Annotated in this window: 17 protein-coding genes; 8 read left to right on the forward strand and 9 right to left on the reverse strand. The window is 54.6% G+C overall.

Annotated elements, in window-relative coordinates:
• Nucleotides 1-136: 136 nt before the first annotated feature.
• Complete coding sequence (locus WCC56_RS14885; protein WP_424693127.1) at nt 137-1,357, reverse strand: oxalate decarboxylase family bicupin; 1,221 nt, start codon at nt 1,355-1,357, stop codon at nt 137-139.
• 443 nt (nt 1,358-1,800) lie between these two features.
• Nucleotides 1,801-3,510 (reverse strand): lysophospholipid acyltransferase family protein, encoded by a 1,710-nt coding sequence (locus tag WCC56_RS14890; RefSeq protein WP_424693128.1) that lies wholly within the window; start codon nt 3,508-3,510, stop codon nt 1,801-1,803.
• Between the two features lie 223 nt (nt 3,511-3,733).
• Between WCC56_RS14890 and WCC56_RS14895 the strand changes: the two genes are divergently transcribed.
• The 3 genes from WCC56_RS14895 to WCC56_RS14905 all read left to right on the forward strand — a co-directional run bounded on the left by WCC56_RS14895 (nt 3,734) and on the right by WCC56_RS14905 (nt 6,865).
• Entirely contained in the window at nt 3,734-4,828 is a 1,095-nt protein-coding gene (locus WCC56_RS14895; protein WP_424693129.1) for a fatty acid desaturase, read from the forward strand.
• A complete protein-coding gene (locus WCC56_RS14900) occupies nt 4,806-5,417 on the forward strand; it encodes a phosphate/phosphite/phosphonate ABC transporter substrate-binding protein (protein WP_424693130.1) in 612 nt (203 codons plus the stop codon). The genes WCC56_RS14895 and WCC56_RS14900 overlap by 23 nt, the downstream gene beginning before the upstream one ends.
• A 224-nt stretch (nt 5,418-5,641) precedes the next feature.
• Nucleotides 5,642-6,865, forward strand: coding sequence for a serine hydrolase domain-containing protein (locus WCC56_RS14905; RefSeq protein WP_424693131.1), 1,224 nt, complete (start codon nt 5,642-5,644; stop codon nt 6,863-6,865).
• Here WCC56_RS14905 and WCC56_RS14910 read toward each other — a convergent pair.
• From WCC56_RS14910 to WCC56_RS14930, 5 genes are all read right to left on the reverse strand, one after another.
• The gene (locus tag WCC56_RS14910) at nt 6,835-7,545 is read right to left on the reverse strand and encodes a peptidase (protein WP_424693132.1); all 711 of its coding nucleotides are present in this window, start codon (nt 7,543-7,545) and stop codon (nt 6,835-6,837) included. The two genes, WCC56_RS14905 and WCC56_RS14910, sit on opposite strands and share 31 nt — an antisense overlap.
• A gap of 19 nt (nt 7,546-7,564) precedes the next feature.
• Entirely contained in the window at nt 7,565-8,365 is an 801-nt protein-coding gene (locus tag WCC56_RS14915; RefSeq protein ID WP_424693133.1) for a transglutaminase family protein, read from the reverse strand.
• On the reverse strand, nt 8,362-9,291 hold the full coding sequence (locus WCC56_RS14920) for an alpha-E domain-containing protein (protein ID WP_424693134.1): 930 nt from the start codon (nt 9,289-9,291) through the stop codon (nt 8,362-8,364). The genes WCC56_RS14915 and WCC56_RS14920 overlap by 4 nt, the downstream gene beginning before the upstream one ends.
• Nucleotides 9,285-10,721, reverse strand: a complete 1,437-nt coding sequence (locus tag WCC56_RS14925; protein ID WP_424693135.1) for a circularly permuted type 2 ATP-grasp protein — start codon at nt 10,719-10,721, stop codon at nt 9,285-9,287. The genes WCC56_RS14920 and WCC56_RS14925 overlap by 7 nt, the downstream gene beginning before the upstream one ends.
• Before the next feature lie 180 nt (nt 10,722-10,901).
• Entirely contained in the window at nt 10,902-11,489 is a 588-nt protein-coding gene (locus WCC56_RS14930) for a hypothetical protein (protein WP_424693136.1), read from the reverse strand.
• Between the two features lie 300 nt (nt 11,490-11,789).
• Between WCC56_RS14930 and WCC56_RS14935 the strand changes: the two genes are divergently transcribed.
• Entirely contained in the window at nt 11,790-12,272 is a 483-nt protein-coding gene (locus tag WCC56_RS14935; protein WP_424693137.1) for a YlaC family protein, read from the forward strand.
• Between the two features lie 46 nt (nt 12,273-12,318).
• On the opposite strand, the gene WCC56_RS14940 is transcribed toward WCC56_RS14935, so the two are convergent.
• Together WCC56_RS14940 and WCC56_RS14945 are read right to left on the reverse strand one after the other, a co-directional pair.
• Nucleotides 12,319-13,737: a PLP-dependent aminotransferase family protein gene (locus WCC56_RS14940; RefSeq protein WP_424693138.1), complete on the reverse strand. Its 1,419-nt coding sequence runs from the start codon at nt 13,735-13,737 to the stop codon at nt 12,319-12,321.
• A gap of 57 nt (nt 13,738-13,794) precedes the next feature.
• The gene (locus WCC56_RS14945; protein WP_424693139.1) at nt 13,795-15,927 is read right to left on the reverse strand and encodes a putative bifunctional diguanylate cyclase/phosphodiesterase; all 2,133 of its coding nucleotides are present in this window, start codon (nt 15,925-15,927) and stop codon (nt 13,795-13,797) included.
• Between the two features lie 563 nt (nt 15,928-16,490).
• Here WCC56_RS14945 and WCC56_RS14950 point away from each other — a divergent pair.
• The 4 genes from WCC56_RS14950 to WCC56_RS14965 form a co-directional block, all read left to right on the forward strand.
• Complete coding sequence (locus WCC56_RS14950) at nt 16,491-17,057, forward strand: spore coat protein U domain-containing protein (RefSeq protein ID WP_424693140.1); 567 nt, start codon at nt 16,491-16,493, stop codon at nt 17,055-17,057.
• A gap of 37 nt (nt 17,058-17,094) precedes the next feature.
• Nucleotides 17,095-17,610, forward strand: coding sequence for a Csu type fimbrial protein (locus WCC56_RS14955; protein ID WP_424693141.1), 516 nt, complete (start codon nt 17,095-17,097; stop codon nt 17,608-17,610).
• Nucleotides 17,611-17,635: 25 nt separating this feature from the next.
• On the forward strand, nt 17,636-18,355 hold the full coding sequence (locus tag WCC56_RS14960) for a fimbrial biogenesis chaperone (RefSeq protein WP_424693143.1): 720 nt from the start codon (nt 17,636-17,638) through the stop codon (nt 18,353-18,355).
• A gap of 3 nt (nt 18,356-18,358) precedes the next feature.
• Nucleotides 18,359-20,593, forward strand: a 2,235-nt coding sequence (locus WCC56_RS14965) for a fimbria/pilus outer membrane usher protein (RefSeq protein WP_424693142.1), incomplete at its 3' end; no start/stop codon positions are given.

The raw sequence follows: 20,593 nt of genomic DNA on the forward strand, positions 1-20,593 counted from the left end.
GCAGACATAACGTTTGTGGTCTCCCGTCTGTGCGGTTCGTCACAGTAACGGCTTAAAACACTATCCTGCGGAGATGACAGAGGGGTGACAGCGGAGAAGGCGGGCGGCAGAAGATACCGCCCGTCGGGGGCAAGGACTAAATCACAATCGGTTTTTTGGTTTTATCCAGCGCCTGCATAAAGGTGTCATCAAGATGCAGATGTTGTTTAACCAGTTCTGGCGGCGTGGATGCCAGCCACTGATTCAGTGAAATATCGGCGTAATAGCTGCTTTTGAACAGCTCAAGGAACCGCAGCGGTTTATCACCGGTGTTTTCGATATAGTGCCCCATCGCAAAAGGCACATAGCCTACGTCTCCGGCCCTAAAATCAAAGGTCCTGGCCTGGCCTGAAGAGGCAAAAACCCCCATCCTACCTTCACCTTCCAGATAATATTGCCACTCGTCATTGTTCGGATGCCAGTGCAGTTCACGCATCGCGCCGGGTTGCAGTTCCACCAGTGCAGCAGAGATGGTTTTCGATACTTTAAAGGTTGAAGAGTCGGTGATGCGTACCGTCCCGCCTTTCAGTTTGATCGGGTCCTGCGCCAGCATCTTATGGCTGAAGGCAATGCTGGAACGGGTTGCGCCGGTAATAGCATCCGCGCTGAGCTGGCCGGGTACGTTTCCTGCAAAGATGTATTCTTCAGAGGGAGAAGGAAGCTTACTGAAGGTTTCCGCAGGGACGCCAAAATTCTTCGCCAGAATCTCGGGGGGGACATGCTTAAACCAGTCGCTGAGGAGGAAGGTACTGTCCTCATCGAAGCCGCCGTTGTCGAACGCTAACAGAAACTCGCAGCCGTCCGGCCCCAGTCCCTGAATTGAATGCGGCACACCTGGCGGGAAGTACCAAAGATCGCCCACATTAACGTCGTCCACGAACCAGTTGCCGTCAGTATCCAGTGCGGTGATCCGGGCTGATCCATAAAGCATGTAAGACCACTCTCCCTCTTTGTGCCAGTGCAACTCGCGGATGCCACCGCTGTTCAAACGCATATCCACGCCAGCAATGGTGGTGGAAATTCCCAACTCACGCTGAGTGACCTGCCGTGTCCAGCCGCCGGTGCCCTTTCTGACATGCGAATCGCTGAAGGAGAAGCGCAGATTAGGGAGGGTTCCGCTGTCCGTTGCTGGGGGATTAACGATATCGGGATTTTCACCCATCCGGATTGGATCATTGGGTCCAGGATCAGTGCCGCCAGTTTTACCAGTTAAGGGTTGTGCAACCGGTTGATCGTGAGCATGCACTTTTCCAGCCGCTAACGCGACGGTGCCACCAGCAGCAAACGCCATAAAACTGCGACGAGTAATTGGGTTCATTTTAAGCTTCCTTGTGTAAGGTCAGCCGGTCGCCTTTTAGCGCCAGCAACAGATAAGACTAATCACAGTATTATCCCCCGCCACTTTAAAGCCGGTCATTACCCTTATGTAATGTAAGGAGAAGTTGCGCAGATGCTTGTATCGTTACTTCAACCAGACTTAAACCAATCATCCCTTTTTACTGCCAGACAGAACTCTCTGCTTTGTAGAGGTTATTTCACAGAATCATGCCGTTGAATCATCCCCTATTCATGCAAAATATTTATCTATTTGTTAATCACATGTGAAATAAATGTTTACAGGGAAAGAGGCAATACGATGCTGATTTACAATGCCACGCCGGTCCCAAGCGCGGGCGGAGCATTGTCCAAATCCCATTATTGCCTCCAGCAACGTCATCCCCTTTTAGCATCAGGGTCTGGTTGCAAGTCTGGCCCTGATGTTTACGGATGATGGACGGCGATATAACGTTCGAAGCGGGTGGTCTTCAGCTGAGTCAGATCCACCACCACCAGGCCATCAATGCAGTTGTTGAAGTCCGGGTCACTCCCGAAGTCGATAAACTGCACGCCGCCAGGCTCGCACAGTTCTGAATATTGCTTATACAACGGCGGAATACTGGTGCCGAGGTTGTTAAGCATCCGTTTCAGTGTTTTCAGGTCTTGTTGGTAATCCTCACCGCTGAACTGCGCCAGCACATCAGGCAAAGACGCAGGATAAGGGCGACGGGAAGTGGCCAGCGGAAGAGCAGGCGCAAAATAGAGGCGATAGAAGGCGACCAGCAAGTCACGCGCGGGCAGCGGCAAGCCGCCAGAGATGGAGACAGGGCCAAACAGGTAGCGATATTGCGGGTATTTCGCCAGGTAGGCGCCAATGCCCAGCCAGAGATAATCCAGCCCGCGTTTGCCCCAGTAAGCGGGCTGAATAAAACTGCGGCCCAACTCAATTCCCTGCGTCAGCACGTCGTTCATCCGGTGATCGTAATGGAACAGGCTATGGCTGTAGATCCCGTCCAGCCCTTTCTTCTCCAGCTGTTCTGCCGTGGGCAGAAAACGGTAAGCGCCGACGATATCCAGCGCCTCTTCATCCCACAAGATCAGATGGTAATAGTCGTCATCGTAGTCATCCAGATCGCGTCGTTTCCCGCTGCCTTCACCCACGGCACGAAAGGCGATTTCTCGGAGCCTGCCCAGCTCACGCAGGATTGGCACATAGTCCTCGCCGTTGCGCCGCCAGAGATAAATCATCTTGCCGTCGACAGTCTGGCCCAGCACTTCGCAACCTGACAACGCTCGCTTCAGGACCGCGCGATCTTCCGCACGGGCAATCGCTGGTTCGGTCTGGAACAGGCCTGACTTCCCTTGTGCGGTTCGGTACAGATGGCGACGAAAACGCTTCGCCAGCTCTTTGGCCGGGGTGTGTCCGTCGTGCCAGTTGGCATAAGGAATGCGGGCACCGATGGTCAACTTCAGCCGTGCGCCACGGTTTTTAAACATCTCGCGAACCAGCAGCAGCATTGAAAGTGGTTGGTAAATAAGGGATGTCAGGTAGAACAGCGAGGTGTTACGCCCGCTAACATGAATGGGAACGATCGGCGCGCGAAAGCGGGCAGCCAGCCGGATAAAGCCGTGACTCCATTTGCCATCCTTTACGCCTTTGCTGCCAAACCGCGAGACTTCGCCAGCCGGGAAGAAGATCAGCACGCCCTGATTTTCAAGCTGCTCCTGCATCAGCGCCAGCTGCTGACGGCTGGTGCGGTTGCCCATATTGTCGACCGGCAGCATCAGGCTACTTAATGACTCCAGGCAGTTCAGCAGCCGGTTAGTGACAATTTTCACATCGCGGCGCACTTGCGATACGGCGTGTAACAGGGCCAGGCCATCCAGCGTGCCCAGCGGATGGTTAGCCACGATAACGACCGGGCCATGACTTGGGATCTGTTCCAGATCGCGTTCGCTAAGTTCGCAGCGGATATCCAGATAATCGAGTACCTGTTCCGCCATATCCAGACCTTTCAGGTGGCGGTATTTTTGATTGAACTGCTGGAACTCTTTTTCGCGCAGCAGGATCCTGAGAAGGGATTTTTGCCAGCTGGGGGTATATCGCTGTGGGCAGAGGTCGTCTAAAACAGATTCAATAGTAAACACAAGCATCTCTCCAGGCGTTTTACGCGACAGTAAAGAGCCTGAATGACGGTTTCATGGCGGAAAGATGACCGCAGGAAGAAGCCTGTTGCGCCTGTGCGCTGACTTCTCTGGTCGCTGTCCGGCACCGCGGTTAACGCATTGCCATTAAGTGCATAACTTCATACGTTTTCACTATTTCCGCGCAAATTTCAGCCACGGCATACTGAACGCTCTGGTTCAGGAGAGGTTTATGGCTGATTATCTGCATTCTTCACAGCGCCGTGCGATAAAACGGCGAGAAGCACGCTGGCTGTGGAAAAGTGAACTGCCAACCTGGGCAGTCATCGTAACGGTTTACACCGGGTGGTTTGCCGTAGTGGCGCACTGGCAAGCGTTAAGTCCGTGGATCGGCACACCGTTGTTGGTGCTGCTGACAACCTGGTATATGTCACTGCAACATGAATTTATTCACGGGCATCCCACTCGCTGGGCGCGCGTCAACCAGCTGCTGGGGCAATTGCCGCTGGCCGTCTGGTATCCCTATCGGCTTTATCGCGATTCGCACCTGAAACATCACCGCAATGCGTTCCTGACGCTGCCCGAAGAAGATCCTGAAACCTACTATTACAGCGCGGCGCACTGGCAACGCTATCCCCGCCTGTTTCCTTTACTGGCTGCGGTCAGAAACACGTTAGTTGGCAGGGTATTATTGGGCCCGCTGCTGGATATTATTGGCACCGCTCAAGCTGCGCTGAGCAAAATAGTGGCCGGTGACTGGCGCGAATTACTGATGTGGATACATCATGGGCTGTTGTTGGCTGGCGTTTTTTACTGGCTGGCGTTGCACGGCATTTCAACTGGCTATTACCTGCTGGCCGTGACGTACTTCAGCCTGAGCCTGACGAAAATACGCTCCTTTTACGAACATCGCGCGGAAGAGAATCCTCAGGCGCGTTCGGTTCTCAATGAGGCGGGTCCGTTCTGGCGACTGCTGTTTTTGAATTTGAACTATCATTTGGTCCATCACGATCTCCCAGGCCTGCCGTGGTATGGCTTGCGTGAGGTCTATCTGGCAGATAAAGAGGCTTATCAACAACGTAGCGAAGGTTTTGTGGTGGCCGGTTACAGTGCGTGGCTGCCCTCTTTAGTGACCCCGATAGCCGTGACCGTCCACCCTTTTGCCGATGGAGCGAGACCCCCAGATGATAGCGTCACTACCGATGTATCCCTTCACGCCCCAGCATGTGGAAGCGTTCTGGCAGAAGCTGAGGACAACCCTTCCCTCGCTGCCGCTACCCACGTCTCTGAGCTGGCCGGATCCTTTGTTACCTCACTGGCAACGTGACGATCTGCTACTGAGCCAGACTTGCGGCTATCCCTTAATGACCAGCCTGCCAGACGTTCAGGTGGTAGGCGCTTTTTGTTACTCGGCGCCCGGCTGTGAAGGCCCGAATTACAGCAGCTGGATTGTGGTCCGTGAAGATGAATCAGGCCAGTCACTGGCTGATTTTGCTGGCCGCAGGCTGGCCTTTAACAGCGAAGATTCTCAGTCTGGCTATCGCAGCATGATGAAAATGACTCAGGGACCTGAGTACTTTTCTGCCACTCACGCCTCCGGCGGTCATCGCCGTTCAGTGGCAATGATACGGCGCGGAAAAGCCGATATTGCCGCTATAGATTGTATTAGCTGGGCACTGCTGCTGCGAGATTTCCCGGAAGAACTCAGCGGGGTAAAGATTATTGGTCAAACGGCTAGTGTACCAGGTTTACCTGTCATTACTTCAGCAGAGACATCTGCTGACAGCGTGGCCAGATTACGTGAAGGACTGGCACAACTGGTAGCCAATGCGGCGGATACCCCGCTGCTTGAATCATTGTTAATAAAGGATTTTACGCCACTTCCCCGCGCCGCCTGGCACGTTATTCTGCGCTAAAACTGAAGAAACGCCTGATAATGGCGCGCGGCGCTTGCCGTTCATATTGTCACCAGGTTACACTACGGCAAATTATAACCCATTATTTTTATTGATTATTTTACTTAACTGCAACCGTAAATCTTTGGCACTAAAGGAAATCTGGCGAGGATCATCCCGCCAATGCCTTACTGATAAAGTTAAAAAGCTCGCGGCAGTCAAAATCATCAGTACGGCCTATTGCTATGACCAACCTTCATTCGCTGTTGCTGTCCGTTTGTTTACTGCTTAGCGGCTGTGCTTCGCTCTCCAGCAACAGCATTGATACTTCGCCTGAAGCCAGCCTGCTGGCAAGTTGCCATGTGCCGGTCAAACAGCAGATTGATGCGCTGGCTATGCCGTTAATTAAAAAGCATCACACGCCTGGCGTGGTAGTGGCTTTGTTGCATGACGGCAAACGGCAGGTGTTCAGCTATGGCTTTACTGATACTGACCAGCAGATCCCGCTGACGGGCGATACGCTGTTTGCGGTGGGGTCGGTGACCAAAGGATTTACCGCCGAGAGTGCGGCGTTATTAGTGCAGCAAGGCAAGCTGAAGTGGAGCAGCACGCTGCGCGAGATGCTGGGAAATGAAGTGCCGCTCAGCCCGGATGCCAGTAAGATCACCTTAATGGAACTGGCTACCCACACTTCCGGTCTGCCGCGCCAGATGACCACACTGCATATGCTCGGCAAGCTGACGGACTATCTGTTTACCGGCAATCCGTTCTATGACGATCTGGATAAAGGCGAGTTTCTTGATTACCTGCGCGATTTTGAGGCGCCTGCCCATCGCTCGGTGGTCTACTCCAACCTGGGCTATTCGATTCTGGATTACGTGATAGCGAAGCACAGTGGTCTGCCGCCGCAGGCGATTGCCAGCCAGCAGATTATTGCGCCACTAGGCATGATGCATACCGGCTATCAGCCAGAGAAATTACCGGGCTATATGCAGCGCGCCAGAGGGCACGCGGGAGATCAGCCGAAGTTTGTTCAACGGGGGCAAGTTGTTCCGGACTGGCATTTCTCAGGAAATATGGTGGGAGCCGCCTCGCTGTGGTCCAGCGCTAATGACCTGTTAACCTATCTTGCTGCGCATATGAACGGCAGCGGAGATCCGACGCTGGATCGAGCCTTTGATGACGCCACCACTATCCGTTTCAAAGAGCCGGAATATGACTCTTCCGCGCTCGCCTGGCTGAGCAACAATATTGACGGCCAAAGCATCCTCTATCAGTCCGGTTTTATCGGCGGCTACGCCAGCTATATCGGTATGGATATCAAACACCGCACCGCCATCGTGGTGCTACAAAACAGCTTTAACTGGGATAATGATATCGGCCACCGGATGCTGCTCAGGCTGGCCGATCGTGATGATCACGCTGAGACCTGCCAGGCTTATTCATCCAGCTCTAAAGGCGGCAACTGAGCGAATACGCTGAGCAGACCGGCGCTCCACAGCTGGCGGATTTGCGAGTAGTAGGGATGTTTCTCGGTCAGATGATATTGCTGAGCAACGCTGTAACTGTCTGCGGGATAAATCATCACGTCCAGCGGCAACCCAACGGAGATATTACTCGCCAGCGTGGAATCCATCGAGATCAGCGCGCACTGCATTGCCTGGTCCAACGGCGTTTCAAAGCGCAACACGCGGTCGATAATAGGTTTGCCGTACTTGCTTTCGCCAATCTGGAAATACGGCGTGTCGGTGCTGGATTCAATGAAATTACCCTGCGGATAGATCTGGAAAAGACGGGGCTCTTCGCCTTTGATTTGGCCGCCCAACATCAGCGTGCCGCCAAACTCTTCGCCGTCTCGCTTGATCACTTCGCGCAGCGTTTCGCCCACCAGCAACGCCACATCGTACATGTTGGTGCAACTCATCAGATTGGGTTTTTTAGCGTCTTCACACCCTCGCCTTAGCAGGCTGAGGGCGCTCTGAGTCGTGGCAAGATTACCGGCACTTTGCAGGACCAGCGTGCGCTCATCGTCCTGTTGGAAAACATGAAGCTTGCGGAATGACGAAATATGGTCGACCCCCGCATTCGTGCGGGAGTCTGAAACAAAAATCATCCCTGACGATAAACGCATTGCCACACAGTAAGTCATAGTTTGCCCAAGTCATTAATCACTGCTGCGAATTTACCAGTTGCACCGCCGCCACCGCTAACATGTCTTCACATCCGCCGCCCAGCCTCATGCCCCGAACCGGGCAGGCATCCATATAATCTACGCCCACCGCCAGCTTGAGGTGCTGACGCGTGCTGCGGGTATTGTTGGTAATATCAAAGCTGTGCCAGCTGCCGTCAACCCAGGCTTCAACCCAGGCGTGCGTGGCCACATGCTCAACGGTGTCAGTATAAAGGTATCCGCTTACATAGCGAGCGGGGATATGCAGGCTGCGGCAGCAGGCCAGAAACACATGGCTGTGATCCTGGCAAACCCCGGTGCCCGCGGCAAAGACTTTCGCGGCGGTATCAGTAACAATTGTGCTGCCCGGCTGATAAGGCATTTTCAGTAATAGCTCGTCCATCAAACGGTCCAGACTGGCCAGTGGCGCTTCCGGGCGGAAATAGCGCAGGGCGAAATCGCGGATCGCAGCATCTGGCTGCGTTAACGGTGTAATGCGTAAAAAGACTAAGGGCGACAGGCAGCTATCCGGATCCGGCGACATATCCCCGTCATCAAGGATTTCCACCATGCCACGCGCTTCAATCTCAATCGACTGGTGCGGGGTATCCAGCGTCAAAACGTGCAGCACATTGCCGTAAGTATCCGTCGTACAGATCGCCTGCTCAGGCAGGTGCAATTGCCAGGAGATGATGTTTTGATGGACTGAGTTTTGCGGCGTCAGGCGCAGATATTGCGTGCTTTGCTTCACCAGATTCTGGTAACTGAAAAGGGTCTTATGGGCGATATCCAGTTTCATTTGGCCTCCAGGTAAGTCTGTTGAATGCTCTCGGCAATTTTGCCGAGGTCGCCAAGAAAATCTTGCAGCCAGCTGTGGATGCCCTCTTTTATTAACGAGTCATAAGAGGTGAAGCGCAGCTCGGCATCCAGCACCGTCACCAGCAGACGCGGGCGATTTTCACCGCTGCCACCAATCAAGTTTAGCTGGTTGGAAATTTCGTCAATACAGGATCGCAAGGATCGCGGGCTTTCTTCACGCAGGATCAGCATCTCATTGACGCTGTCACTGGCCAGTTCCTGCTTGTAAATGGTGTGGTAAGCCTCACGAGCCGACACCGAACGCAGAAGCGTATCCAGACGGTAATATTCCCGCACAGAGTCGTCGTCCTGCTCAGTCAGATAATGGGTGACATCCAGCAGTCTGGCCGTGCAATCCGCCCTCTCCAGCAGCGTTCCCAGCCGGATAAAGCTCATCGCATCGCCACGCATCAGCGTGCCAAACATCGCACCACGAAACAGGTGCGAACGCTCTTTCACCCAGTCGAAGAAGGCATCAGCCCCGATGCTGCTCACCCCTCTTCGCCGCAGCTTGCGCATCTCTATCCAGCTGGAGTTGATGCTCTCCCACACTTCGGAAGAGAGGCTGCCGCGCACCGCGTGGGCGTTGTTCCACGCCGATTCCCAGCAGCAAAAAATACTGCCCGGATTGCGGTCATCCAACACAAAGAAGTTGAACAATTGCGGCATCGCCAGCTTGTCGTTCAATGTCCAGAACAGCTCCGAGGTGCTGGTCAGGTTTAACGGCACCTGCAGCTCGTCATCGTGGCTGCTGCGCACAGGCATCAACGAAAGACGGTTTGTGACGTCCAGCACGCGGGCAATATTTTCAGCACGCTCTAAATAGCGCGCCATCCAGTACAATCCACTGGCTGTGCGACTCAGCATTCGTCATCCTCCAGAACCCAGGTATCCTTGGTCCCACCGCCCTGCGATGAGTTCACCACCAGCGAGCCTTCAGTCAGCGCCACGCGAGTTAATCCACCCGGCACCAGACGGATTTCCGCCCCGCTAAGGGCAAAGGGCCGCAGGTCGATATGCCGGGGTGCCAGGCCTTGCTCGACAAACGTCGGGCAGGTAGAAAGCGCCAGCGTGTTCTGCGCAATGTAGTTTTGCGGCCGGGCAATCAGCAGTGAACGGAACTCCTCCAGCTGCTTCTGGCTGGCGACCGGGCCAATCAACATGCCGTAACCGCCTGCGCCATGCACCTCTTTCACCACCAGCTTCGGCAGGTTTGCCAACACCCAGGAGAGTTCATCAGGGCGGCGGCACTGCCACGTTGGTACGTTATTCAGAATAGGATCTTCAGCGAGATAAAACTTAATCATATCCGGAACATAAGGGTAGACAGACTTATCATCCGCCACGCCAGTACCGATAGCATTCGCCAGCACCACATTCCCGGCACGGTAGACGGACAGCAGCCCGGGAACACCGAGCATCGAATCAGCGCGGAAGGCCAGTGGGTCGAGGAAGGCATCATCCACACGGCGATAAATCACGTCGATTTTGCACGGGCCCGCGGTGGTACGCATCATCACTGCCCCGTCCTTCACAAACAGGTCGGCACTCTCCACCAGCTCCACGCCCATCTGCTGAGCAAGGAAACTGTGTTCAAAGTAGGCACTGTTGAAACGTCCAGGCGTCAGCACCACCACCACCGGATCGTTGACTGGCGAGCTCTCACGCAGGGTTTGCAGCAGATGAGAAGGATAGCGTTCCACCGGCGCGATGCGCTGTTGTGCAAACAGTTCCGGATAGAGCCGCATCATCATTTTGCGGTTTTCCAGCATGTAGGAGACGCCGGACGGCGTGCGCAGGTTGTCCTCCAGCACGTAGTATTCACCGTCGCTGTTACGGACCATATCCACGCCACAGATATGCGCATAGATATCGCGGTGCAGGTTCAGACCCTGCATACAGGGTTGATACTGATCGTTAACCAGCACCTGTTCCGCCGGAATGATCCCCGCTTTCAGAATGTGTTGATCGTGGTAGATATCATGGAGGAAGGCATTCAGCGCCTGGACACGCTGGCGAATGCCTTTATCAAGCATCGCCCATTCACTGGCAGGGATAATGCGTGGCACGCTGTCAAAAGGGATAAGTCGCTCAGCACCGCCATCCTGACCGTAAACATTGAAGGTGATCCCGACGCGGTGAAACAAAAGCTCGGCTTCTTCCCGCTTACGGGCGATGGCCTCCTGATCGGCTTTCTGCAACCAGTGCCAGTAGTCGCGATAGTGCTGCCGGTGCTGACCGTTGCCCAGCAGCATTTCATCATAAAAAGTTGATGCTAATTGATAGCCTTGATCCATGATTTCCCTTCCACTGTCGGTGAACCTGTTACTTATTTGCACAAAGCGTGCCAGTCATAGCGGAACCTGTCGGCATGCGAGGGCAAGTGAAAACCAGTCCGGGCTGGTGCGCCTGGAACAGTCCCTGGGAAGAAGGTCAGAAAGGAAACGCACCAAAAAGGTGCGTTTAAAGGCAGGCGATCAGTTTTGTTCCAGCGGGTGCCAGATTTCGGTGACTGCGCCGTCACCGCCAGTAATAGGGTCATGCGGCGGCATAGGAACCCGTTTAATTTCTACTATAGACTGGTTCAGCAGATCCTGCTCATCGCGCCGGGTTTCAGGCTGCATCCCGCGAGGATAAGCTCCAACCGCGAAGAAGTCCTCGCTGGCCGCCAGTTGCTGATGGCCTACTCCGGCTGGGATTAACACGGCGTCACCGGCATAGACGGTCACCGCTCTGCCCGTTTCACCGCCAAACAGGATTTGCGCCCAACCGGCACTGATCCCCAGCAGTTCATGGGTATTAGGGTGATAATGCGTGTACGGATACACCGGATAGCGCCAGCGGGGTAACCACTGGTGGCGAGCAAAGAGATCTTCGAAAAAGCGGGCGATATCCTCTTCTTCATCGGAAGCGACCTGCGGATAGATGATCAGCGGCAGCGGATTATTCGGCACGCCGCTGGCGGGCTGGAACGTCATATATTGCGGATTGGTAGACGCGCCGGCAGAGAAAGTACCCGCAGCGAAGGACATCATGGTGAGTAAACTCCCAGATTGCGGCAACATACGGCGTCTCCTGTTTCTGGTGTGTATTAGTTGTTGATTAATTGTGGCAAATAATCCGCAAGATGCAATGTTTCTGCCCGGTGTCAGATCACATAACTCATTAATTTACTGGAACTTAAGTCAAATCAGCGTCAGGGCGAATCGCACGGCAACAGGTTAAGAAAGACCAGCCTAAAAAAGCGCTTTTGCCGTGCGTTTCTGCAGTGCTCTAACTGTTATAGCCAGATTAACGAAAACTGTGTCTGCTCTGGCTTTACGGTTTGTGGTTAACTGTGAACAGTCGCGAATGAGGTGAGAAAAATGCAAGACGTTAAACAGATACTGCAACGCGAGATCGAGACGCTGAATCAACAGGAACAGCGTGATAACCGACCGCGCCTGAGCATGACCTTCCTGAAAAACCATCCGGGCTTATGGATATCAATGTATGTCTGTTACGCATTGACCGTGGCGCTGATTTTCACCACAGAATTCCTCGGCTGGCCCGCGTTCTGGGGTGCGACGTTTTTTGTGCTGTTTATGAGCGGCCTGATGATGCTGGATGTCAATCCGCGCTACCGTTTTGAAGATATCGATACGCTGGATCTGCGCGTTTGTTATAACGGTGAGTGGTACTACATCCGCACGCTTTCTGACAAGGCGATTCAGGAAATCCTCGCCAGCAGCCAGGTTTCTGACAAGGTGAAACAGGGCATAGAAAAACTGCTGTCGCTGAAGGGTGAGGTGGATTTCTACGACGTTTACCATCTGACCTGGGGCCAGCAGCGCGCCTCAACCGTCTGAGTCTGTTGGGCCAGCCGGGCTGGCCCATTTCACGTTCCGCCCTGCCTTAATGGCCTTGCAGCATCTCCGCAATCAATCCTCCCAGAATCGCCACCGCCGCTTCCTGCGCATCGCCCCACGCCCACGACGCATTAAAACGGAAATAGTTAGCGTACTGTTCGCCTGAAGAGAACATTTTACCCGGCGCTATGCTGATGTTGTTACTCAGCGCGCGGTAATACAGCTCGGTGGTATTCACCTGCCCGGGTAACTCCACCCACAGAAAATACCCTCCCTGCGAATCGTTAATTCTGGCTTCCGCTGGCAGATGGCGTTTCAGCGACTGCCGCGCCTGATTTTTCCGCTGTTCCAGCACCAGCCGCAGTTTGCGCAGATGGCTGTCGTAGCTGCGGGTCAGCAGATAATTAGCCAGCGCCAGCTGCATTGGCGTGCTGGTCGACAGCGTGCTCATCAGCTGTAAACGCTGAATGCGCTGCGCATGTTGTCCTGCCACTACCCAGCCAACCCGAAAGCCCGCCACCAGGTTCTTCGAGAATGAAGAGCAGTGCAGCACGCTTTGCTCCACCTCAAACGCTTTAGCAGGCAACGGCTTTTCACTGCCAAAATAGAGTTCGTTGTAGACGTCATCCTCAATCAGCGTCACCTGGTGCGCGGAAAGGATCTGCACCAACCGCTGCTTTTTCTCTTTGGTCAGCGTATGGCCAACCGGATTTTGCTGGTTGGTCATCATCCAGCAGGCTTTGATCGGCCAGCGCGCCAGCGCACTCTCCAGCTCGTCCAAATCCATACCCTGTTGCGGATCGGTGGCGATGGCGACGGCTTTCAGCTTCAGCCGTTCAATCACCTGTAGCGCGCCGTAAAAACAGGGGTTTTCAATCGCTACCCAGTCACCAGGTTCAGTGACTGCCTGCATACTCAGGTTCAGGGCTTCCATTGCGCCGTTAGTAATGACGATTTCATCCGGTGAGACCTGAATGCCCTGCAATGCGTAACGCTGCGCCAGCGTTTTGCGCAGAGCCTCATTGCCTGGCGGAAGATTGTTCAGGGCATCGGCGGGCTTCATGGTGTGGGAAACCGACGCCAGTGAACGCATTAACTGCCGCTGAGGAAACAGTTCAGGATCGGGGAAGGCAGAGCCAAAGGGCAGGATACGCGGGTCGCGGCAGGCCTGAAGGACGTCAAAAATAAAGGCATTGATATCGACAGACTCTGCCAGCTGCACCTTCTGGTGGCTGGCAGGCTGGCTGAGAAAGTCGGCTCGCGGGGCAACGTAGTAGCCGGACTGCGGGCGGGACTGAATCCACCCCTGGCTTTCCAGCACCTGATAGGCGTGCATCACCGTCATCAGGCTCATGCCACTCAACGCGACCTGTTCACGCAGTGAAGGCAGTTTTTCCCCCGGCAGCCAGACTTCCTGAGAAATCTGCTGCTGGAGTTGATCAATTAACTGCTGGTATTTTGCCAAAACTGTTACATATCCAACCAAGGAGTTTGGCAACTATTATAGGTCGGTAATGGCGGATTAAACAGCGTCCGATAACGGCGTAATCGCCATCAGCTCTTTTTTCAGGTTGGGCAACACATCCACCTCATTATCACCGACGAAGTGCTTCAGGCCAGGAACCTGATCCGCTGGGATCGGTCTGCCCAGCAAATAGCCTTGCAATGAGTTACAGCCCAGGCTGGTCAGGAACGCCTGCTGCTCTTCTGTTTCCACGCCTTCGGCAACCACTTTCAGATTCAGCGTCTGCGCCAACGCCACTATGGCCGTCACAATCGTCGCATCTTCGCTATGTGCCTGAAGCTCATTAACGAAGGCACGGTCAATTTTCAGCTCGCTGGCCGGTAAACGCTTCAGGTACAGCAGGCTTGAATAGCCGGTACCAAAATCGTCAATAGACGCTTTAACGCCCAAATCGGTCAGCTGAGTCAGGATGCGGATGCTCTCGTCCGGATCGCGCATCGCCGTGGTTTCGGTCACTTCCAGCGTCAGTAATTCTGCCGGGATACGGTGAGCCTTCAGCGCGTTGAGCACGGTTTCGACCAGTCCCGGCTGCTCAAACTGCAACGCAGAGAGGTTAACGGCCACTGACCAGTGCGGGTTGCCCTGCAGATGCCAGATGCGCAACTGACGACAAGCTTCGTTGATCACCCAGTTGCCAATGCTGACAATCAGGCCCGTTTTTTCTGCCAACGGCAGGAACACGTCAGGGGACAGCAGGCCACGTTCCGGGTGCTGCCAGCGGATTAACGCTTCAAAGCCCAGAATGGGTCCCTGAGGTGCGCAGAATTTTGGCTGATAGAACAGACGAAGTTGGTCATGGTCCTGCGCCAGCCAAAGGTCGTTGATCAGCTGCAGTTGGCTCTGAGCAATCATGTTCATTGAAGGCTGGAAGAAGGTGTAACCGTTACGGCCGTTATTTTTGGTGTGATACATCGCAGCATCAGCATTGAACATCAGCTCGCGCTCGTCAGTCCCGTCGCCAGGGAAGACGGCGATGCCGATACTTAATGACACCATCAGTTCATAACGGGAAATTTCAAACGGCTGATCGATAGCTTTTACCAGCATATCGGCAGTGGTGGCCGCATCGTTGGGATCGTTAATCTCAACCAGCAGCACAAACTCATCGCCACCCAGGCGGGCCAGCGTATGGTGACCTTTCAGCAAAGTCTGCATTCTGTCGGTAACCGCAACCAGCAGGTTGTCACCAATGTGATGGCCGAACGCATCGTTGACCGCTTTAAAGCCATCCAGATCCATAAACATCAGCGCAAAGGTGGTGTCTTCACGCACCGCTTTATTCATCGCCTGGTCCAGGCGGTCTTCCAGCAGAATACGGTTAGGTAAGCGGGTCAGGTTGTCGTGCAAAGCCAGCTGAGCCAGCTCACGGTTGGCATCAGCCAGTGAGGAAGCCAGCACCGAAGTTCTCGCCTGCAGGCGGGCATCCAACGTGGAGACCACCAGCGTAATGCCTAAAATTGAGAGCGTCACCACCACCACCAACACCGCCAGCCAGTTGCTGTTGACGCCCATGTCGGTTGCGTGGCTGTGCGCCGGGAAGCTGGCAGCCGCCATCCCGGTGTAATGCATTCCGGCAATGGCAAAGCCCATCACCGTGGCAGCACCCGCCCGCATTAGCGCTAATCTGCCCCCGCCCTGACGCAGTTTAAACGCCAGCCACAGCGCCGCTGTAGACGCTGCCAGCGCAATCACCACCGACAGCATGATCCAGTTCCAGTTCCAGACAATGCCCGGCTCGAACATTAACGCCGCCATGCCGGTGTAATGCATCGCCACCACGCCGCTGGCTAATATTAAAGAGCCAATCATCAGGCGGTGCAGCGGCAGGTCTCCATAGCAGACAATCCACAGCGCGAAGATAGAAGCCGCCACAGCAATCAGCATCGAGACCACGGTCAGCGTTGGGTCATAACTCATCACCATCGCCATGTTCATCGCCAGCATGCCGATAAAGTGCATAGACCAGATGCCGACGCCCATGGCAAAGCCGCCGCCAAACAGCCAGACCTGCGCGGTTCTGCCGGAGCTGGTGGCTACTCTGCCAGCCATATCCAATGCGGTATAGGAGGCCAGAAATGCCACGAAGATGGAAACGATGACCAGAAGCTGGTCGTAGGAGCTCATTAGCATAGGACAATCTCTGATGCTGCGGCCGTGTTACCGGCGCCAGGTAGTTAGACAAAATTGCTTAAACAAAACTGCTGAAAACATCTGCCTTTGAGATCACGGTATCGGCTAAAGATCAGGCAACTTTATGCCTGTCAAAATAAAGACCCTGTAGCTCACGTAATAACCATGGGCGATTTATTTATATCCCTATAATTTATCTAGTTTATTAATACTAAATCACGAGGGTACGAACATAGCACCGCCCGTTTTCTTTGCGAAGTGATAAATAGGAAAAGTCACGCTTTTTTTCGCAGCCCAGATGGGGTAAGGGTTTGGCTTCTTTATTATTTTCGCTGGAAAATTGATTAACTTTATTTTAACTTTTCGCTTCGCGACAAGGTCCAGGCTGATCTATAGTAAAGAAAAACAAGACAAAGCTGTTAATTCAAATGCCTGAAGCACAGCCATCAGGCTTTTATCGTGACGGCTATCAAGTCATTTCATTGCAAAATTTAGCATCACTTATATTAATTTCACATCAGGCGAAAAAGCACGTTCATCTGTCTAATCAGTAAGGAATGGTTATGAAAATGAAGCTTTTTCTGCTGGGCTGTGGCCTTAGCCTTGGCGTGGCCTCTTCCGGCTTTGCCGCCACTACAACAGGAACCATCGGCGCCACACTGGTGCTGACCACTGGTTGCCTGGTCAACGGTCAGTCCGCCACCACCGGCGTAAACTTCGGTACCTTAGACTTTGGTAGCAGTGCTGCCACCTTCGATACGCTTAACGCTACGTTAGTTGGCTCGCTGGGTAACGGCATCTTTGTCCGTTGCACCACCGGACAAACCTACAACGTCCAGCTCACCAGCAGTAACCCTGCGCCGGCTACAGTGTTTGGCGCGGTGACGGCACAGCCGCGCTATCTGATATTAGGCAGCAATGCCACGCAGGGGATCGCTTATACCCTCTACGGCACCACCTCTTACACCACGCCGATTGCCGACAGCACCAACCTGACAAGTACCGGTACCACTGATCCTGTTAATGGCGACAACTATCCAATTTACGGTCGTATCACTGGCGGTGGCTTCAATGCAGCCATTCCGGCGGGCACCTACACGGATACCATCAACGTTGCCGTAAATTACTGAGCCTTAAGACAGGGAATACACCGTGCTGGAGTGGGTGATGCGACGAGGCGGGGTGCTGTATCCGCTGTGCCTGATACTGCTGTTTTTCAGCATTAAAGGCTGGTCGCTACCCACTCAAACTTTTCAGGTGACTGCCTCGGTGGTCAACGGTTGCGTGGTTTCTGGCACCAATCCAGGCGTGTTTGGCACGCTGGACTTTGGCACCCAGCCGGGCGTAGGCAGCAAGAGTGTCAGCGCCGCTTTTGTGCAAAGCACCACTATCACGCTGGCCTGTACGCCAGGCACCACACTGAATATGAGTCTCAATGGCGGCAGCAATTACGGCACCAGTCGCAACCTGAAGGTGGCGAATAACAGCAATCTGGTGGCCTATTCGCTGTACACCAATGCCAGCCACAGTGCGGCAAGCGCCATTCCGGTTAATCAGAACGTGGCGCTAACCTACAGCAATGCAAATAACATTACCCTGCCCATTTATGGCCTGCTGCAACTGAGCGGGGTCAACAGGGCCGGGACTTACAGCGACACGCTGACCGTGACGCTGAGTTGGTAAAACAGGGAACAGGAAGGATTGAATGATGAAGACGCTACGACTTTTCGGCCTGCTAATCAGTCTGATCGGCAGTGCCTTGGTGGCGCCAGCCTGGGCTGGTAACTCGGTATTAATTTGGCCCATTGATCCGAAAATTCCCAGCGGGGATAAGGCCACCGAGCTCTGGCTGGAGAATCGGGGAGAGGCCACCACGCTGATGCAGGTTCGGGTCTTTACGTGGCAGCAAGTGAACGGCCAGGAGCAATATCAGACTCAGCAAGCCGTGGTCGCCAGCCCGCCATTGGTGAGAATCGAACCGGGACAAAAACAGCTAGTCCGTTTGATTAATCAGACGCTCCCCCCGGCCGGAAAGGAGGTGGCTTACCGGGTGTTGCTGGACGAAATCCCTACGCCACAAACGCCGGGTAAAGATCAGGCCGGGCTGAATTTCCAGATGCGATATTCGGTTCCGCTCTTCACCTATGGAGAGGGCCTCGCTTCAGAGAATGCCAAACCAAACCTGAGCTGGCAAACGGTCAATCAGGGAGGACGTTCGGCGATCCGTATCACTAACAATGGCTCCGGACACGCCCGTCTGAGTAAGGTCTCACTCGGCGGCAGGATCCTCTCTAACAGCCTGTTTGGCTATGTCCTGGCAGGTTCCAGTAACACCTTCCCGTTGAATTTCCCGGCATCTGACAGCGCTGAACTGAGTGCACAGCTGGAAAATAATAAAAGCTGGCGTAGCACCGGTTCCGCACAGTAACGCATGAGCAGGCGATGCTTTGCGTCACTGGGGCGCTGCTCCCTGGCCGTTACCGGCGTCATCAGTTGCCTGTTTCCTTTGACCGGCAGCGCGGAGACCTTTTCCTCGCTGCCACCCCCTCCGCAACAAAATACGCCGGGCAAGCAGAACAATCAGTACATGCTTGGGCTGGTGGTGAACGATCAGGACAGCGGCCAGGTGGTGCCGGTTGAGTTTAAAGATAACCACTATTTATTACGGGCTGGCGACCTGCAACGCGCGGGGCTGCCAACGTCCAAAATCAACGCTTCGATTGTTGATGTCTCAACCCTGCCTGAGGTAAAAGCCGAATACGATCGTGCCCGTCAGCGCATCTTGCTGACCGTACCGCCAGCCTGGTTGCCAAAACAAACTATTGCCAGCGCGGAGGCCAACGGCCCACGCTATCCAGGCCGCACCACGCCAGGCGTGCTGTTTAATTACGATCTGTACACCAGCCACACTTCTGCCAGCGGCACCCGACTCTCCGCCTGGAATGAATTTCGCCTGTTCAGCGACAGCGGGCAGTTCTCCACCAATGGCGTCTATCAGGAGCAACTGTCCGGCACGCCAGGCAGCCAGGATGAAGGCTTCCTGCGCTACGACACCTGGTGGAGTAATCAGGATGAGAACCGCTCGCTGAGCTGGCGAGTGGGCGATCTGATCACCGATTCCCTGGCCTGGACCAGCAGCGTCAGGCTGGGTGGTCTCCAGATAGCGAGAGACTTTTCCGTTCGCCCGGACCTGGTTACCTATCCGCTGCCGTCATTTTCAGGCCAGGCCGCGGTGCCGTCCACCGTTGACCTGTTTGTCAACGGCTATAAAAACAGCAGCAATAACGTCCAGCCTGGCCCCTGGTCGCTGACTAATATGCCGTTCGTCAACGGTGCGGGTAATGCAGTAGTGGTCACCACCGACGCGGTAGGCAGGCGTGTAACCACTACTCTGCCCTTTTATGTCTCCAGTAACCTGCTGAAACCCGGCCTGTCGGACTTTTCATTTTCGGCGGGTGCCTTGCGTGAAAATTACGGCCTGAAAAATTTTGATTACGGTGCGGGAGCGGTTAGCGGCTCATACCGATATGGCCTGAATGACTGGCTGACGCTGGAAAGCCACGCCGAGGGGGCTGATGCGCTGGCGTTGGGCGGTGCGGGCGGGCAACTCAGGATTGGCGCGCTGGGTGTGGTCAACGCCGCGCTGACGCAAAGCCAGATGCAGGGCGAAACCGGGTCGCAGTACAGCTGGGGTTATCAGTACAACAACAGCCGCTTCAGCATTGGCACTCAGCACATTGTACGCTCTTCTGGCTTCGGCAATCTGGCCTTGTACGGTGACCGTAACGGCGGTATTCCCGGCTCTGAATATACGCTGAGCCGCCGCAGCGCCCAGTACAGTGCCAGCCTGTCACTGGACCAGTACGGCAGTCTTGGCGCCGCCTTTATTGATATCACCAGCGGCACTGGCGATCGCACGCAACTGTGGAACCTGTCGTGGAGTAAAAACCTGTGGGGCAACAGTAGCCTGTATGTTTCGGCCAGCCGCGATCAGCAGGAAGGCGAATGGTCTGGCGCTATCTCACTGGTGATCCCATTAACCGATCTTGGCACGGTCAGCCTGAGCCAGGAGCGCGATCAACAAGGGGGATCTTCACAACGAATTACAGCTTCGCGCGCCATGCCAACAGAAGGCGGATTTGCCTGGGACGCCTCTTACGCCAATCAGAGCAGCGGCAGCAATTATCGTCAGGGCAGCCTGAGCTGGCGTAACGCCAACGTGGAGACTTCCGCAGGCTTCTATGGCGATAAAGATTACAGCACCGAATGGGCTGATTTAACCGGCTCGGTGGTGCTGATGGATGGCAGCCTGTTCGCCGCCAACCAGGTCAACGACGCCTTCGTGTTGGTGAAAACGGACTATCCGAACATCAAAGTTCGCTACGAGAATCAGCTGATGGGCCAAACCGATGACGACGGCTACCTGTTGGTACCGGGCATCAGCTCTTATTATCCGGCGAAATACGACATTGATACGCTCGATCTGCCAGCGGACATGACCACCTCCAGCGTTGAGCAACGCTTTGCGGTCAAACGGGACAGCGGCTACCTGCTGCACTTCCCGGTTGAACCGCTACGCGCTGCCAGCGTGATCCTGCACGATCAAAACGGGCAGCCGTTGCCGGTTTCCACGCAGATTATTCGCGAAAACCAGGCGACAGAATAT

Origin of the sequence: Erwinia sp. (genome assembly GCF_049696395.1) — a bacterium.
Taxonomy (GTDB): Bacteria; Pseudomonadota; Gammaproteobacteria; order Enterobacterales; family Enterobacteriaceae; genus Erwinia.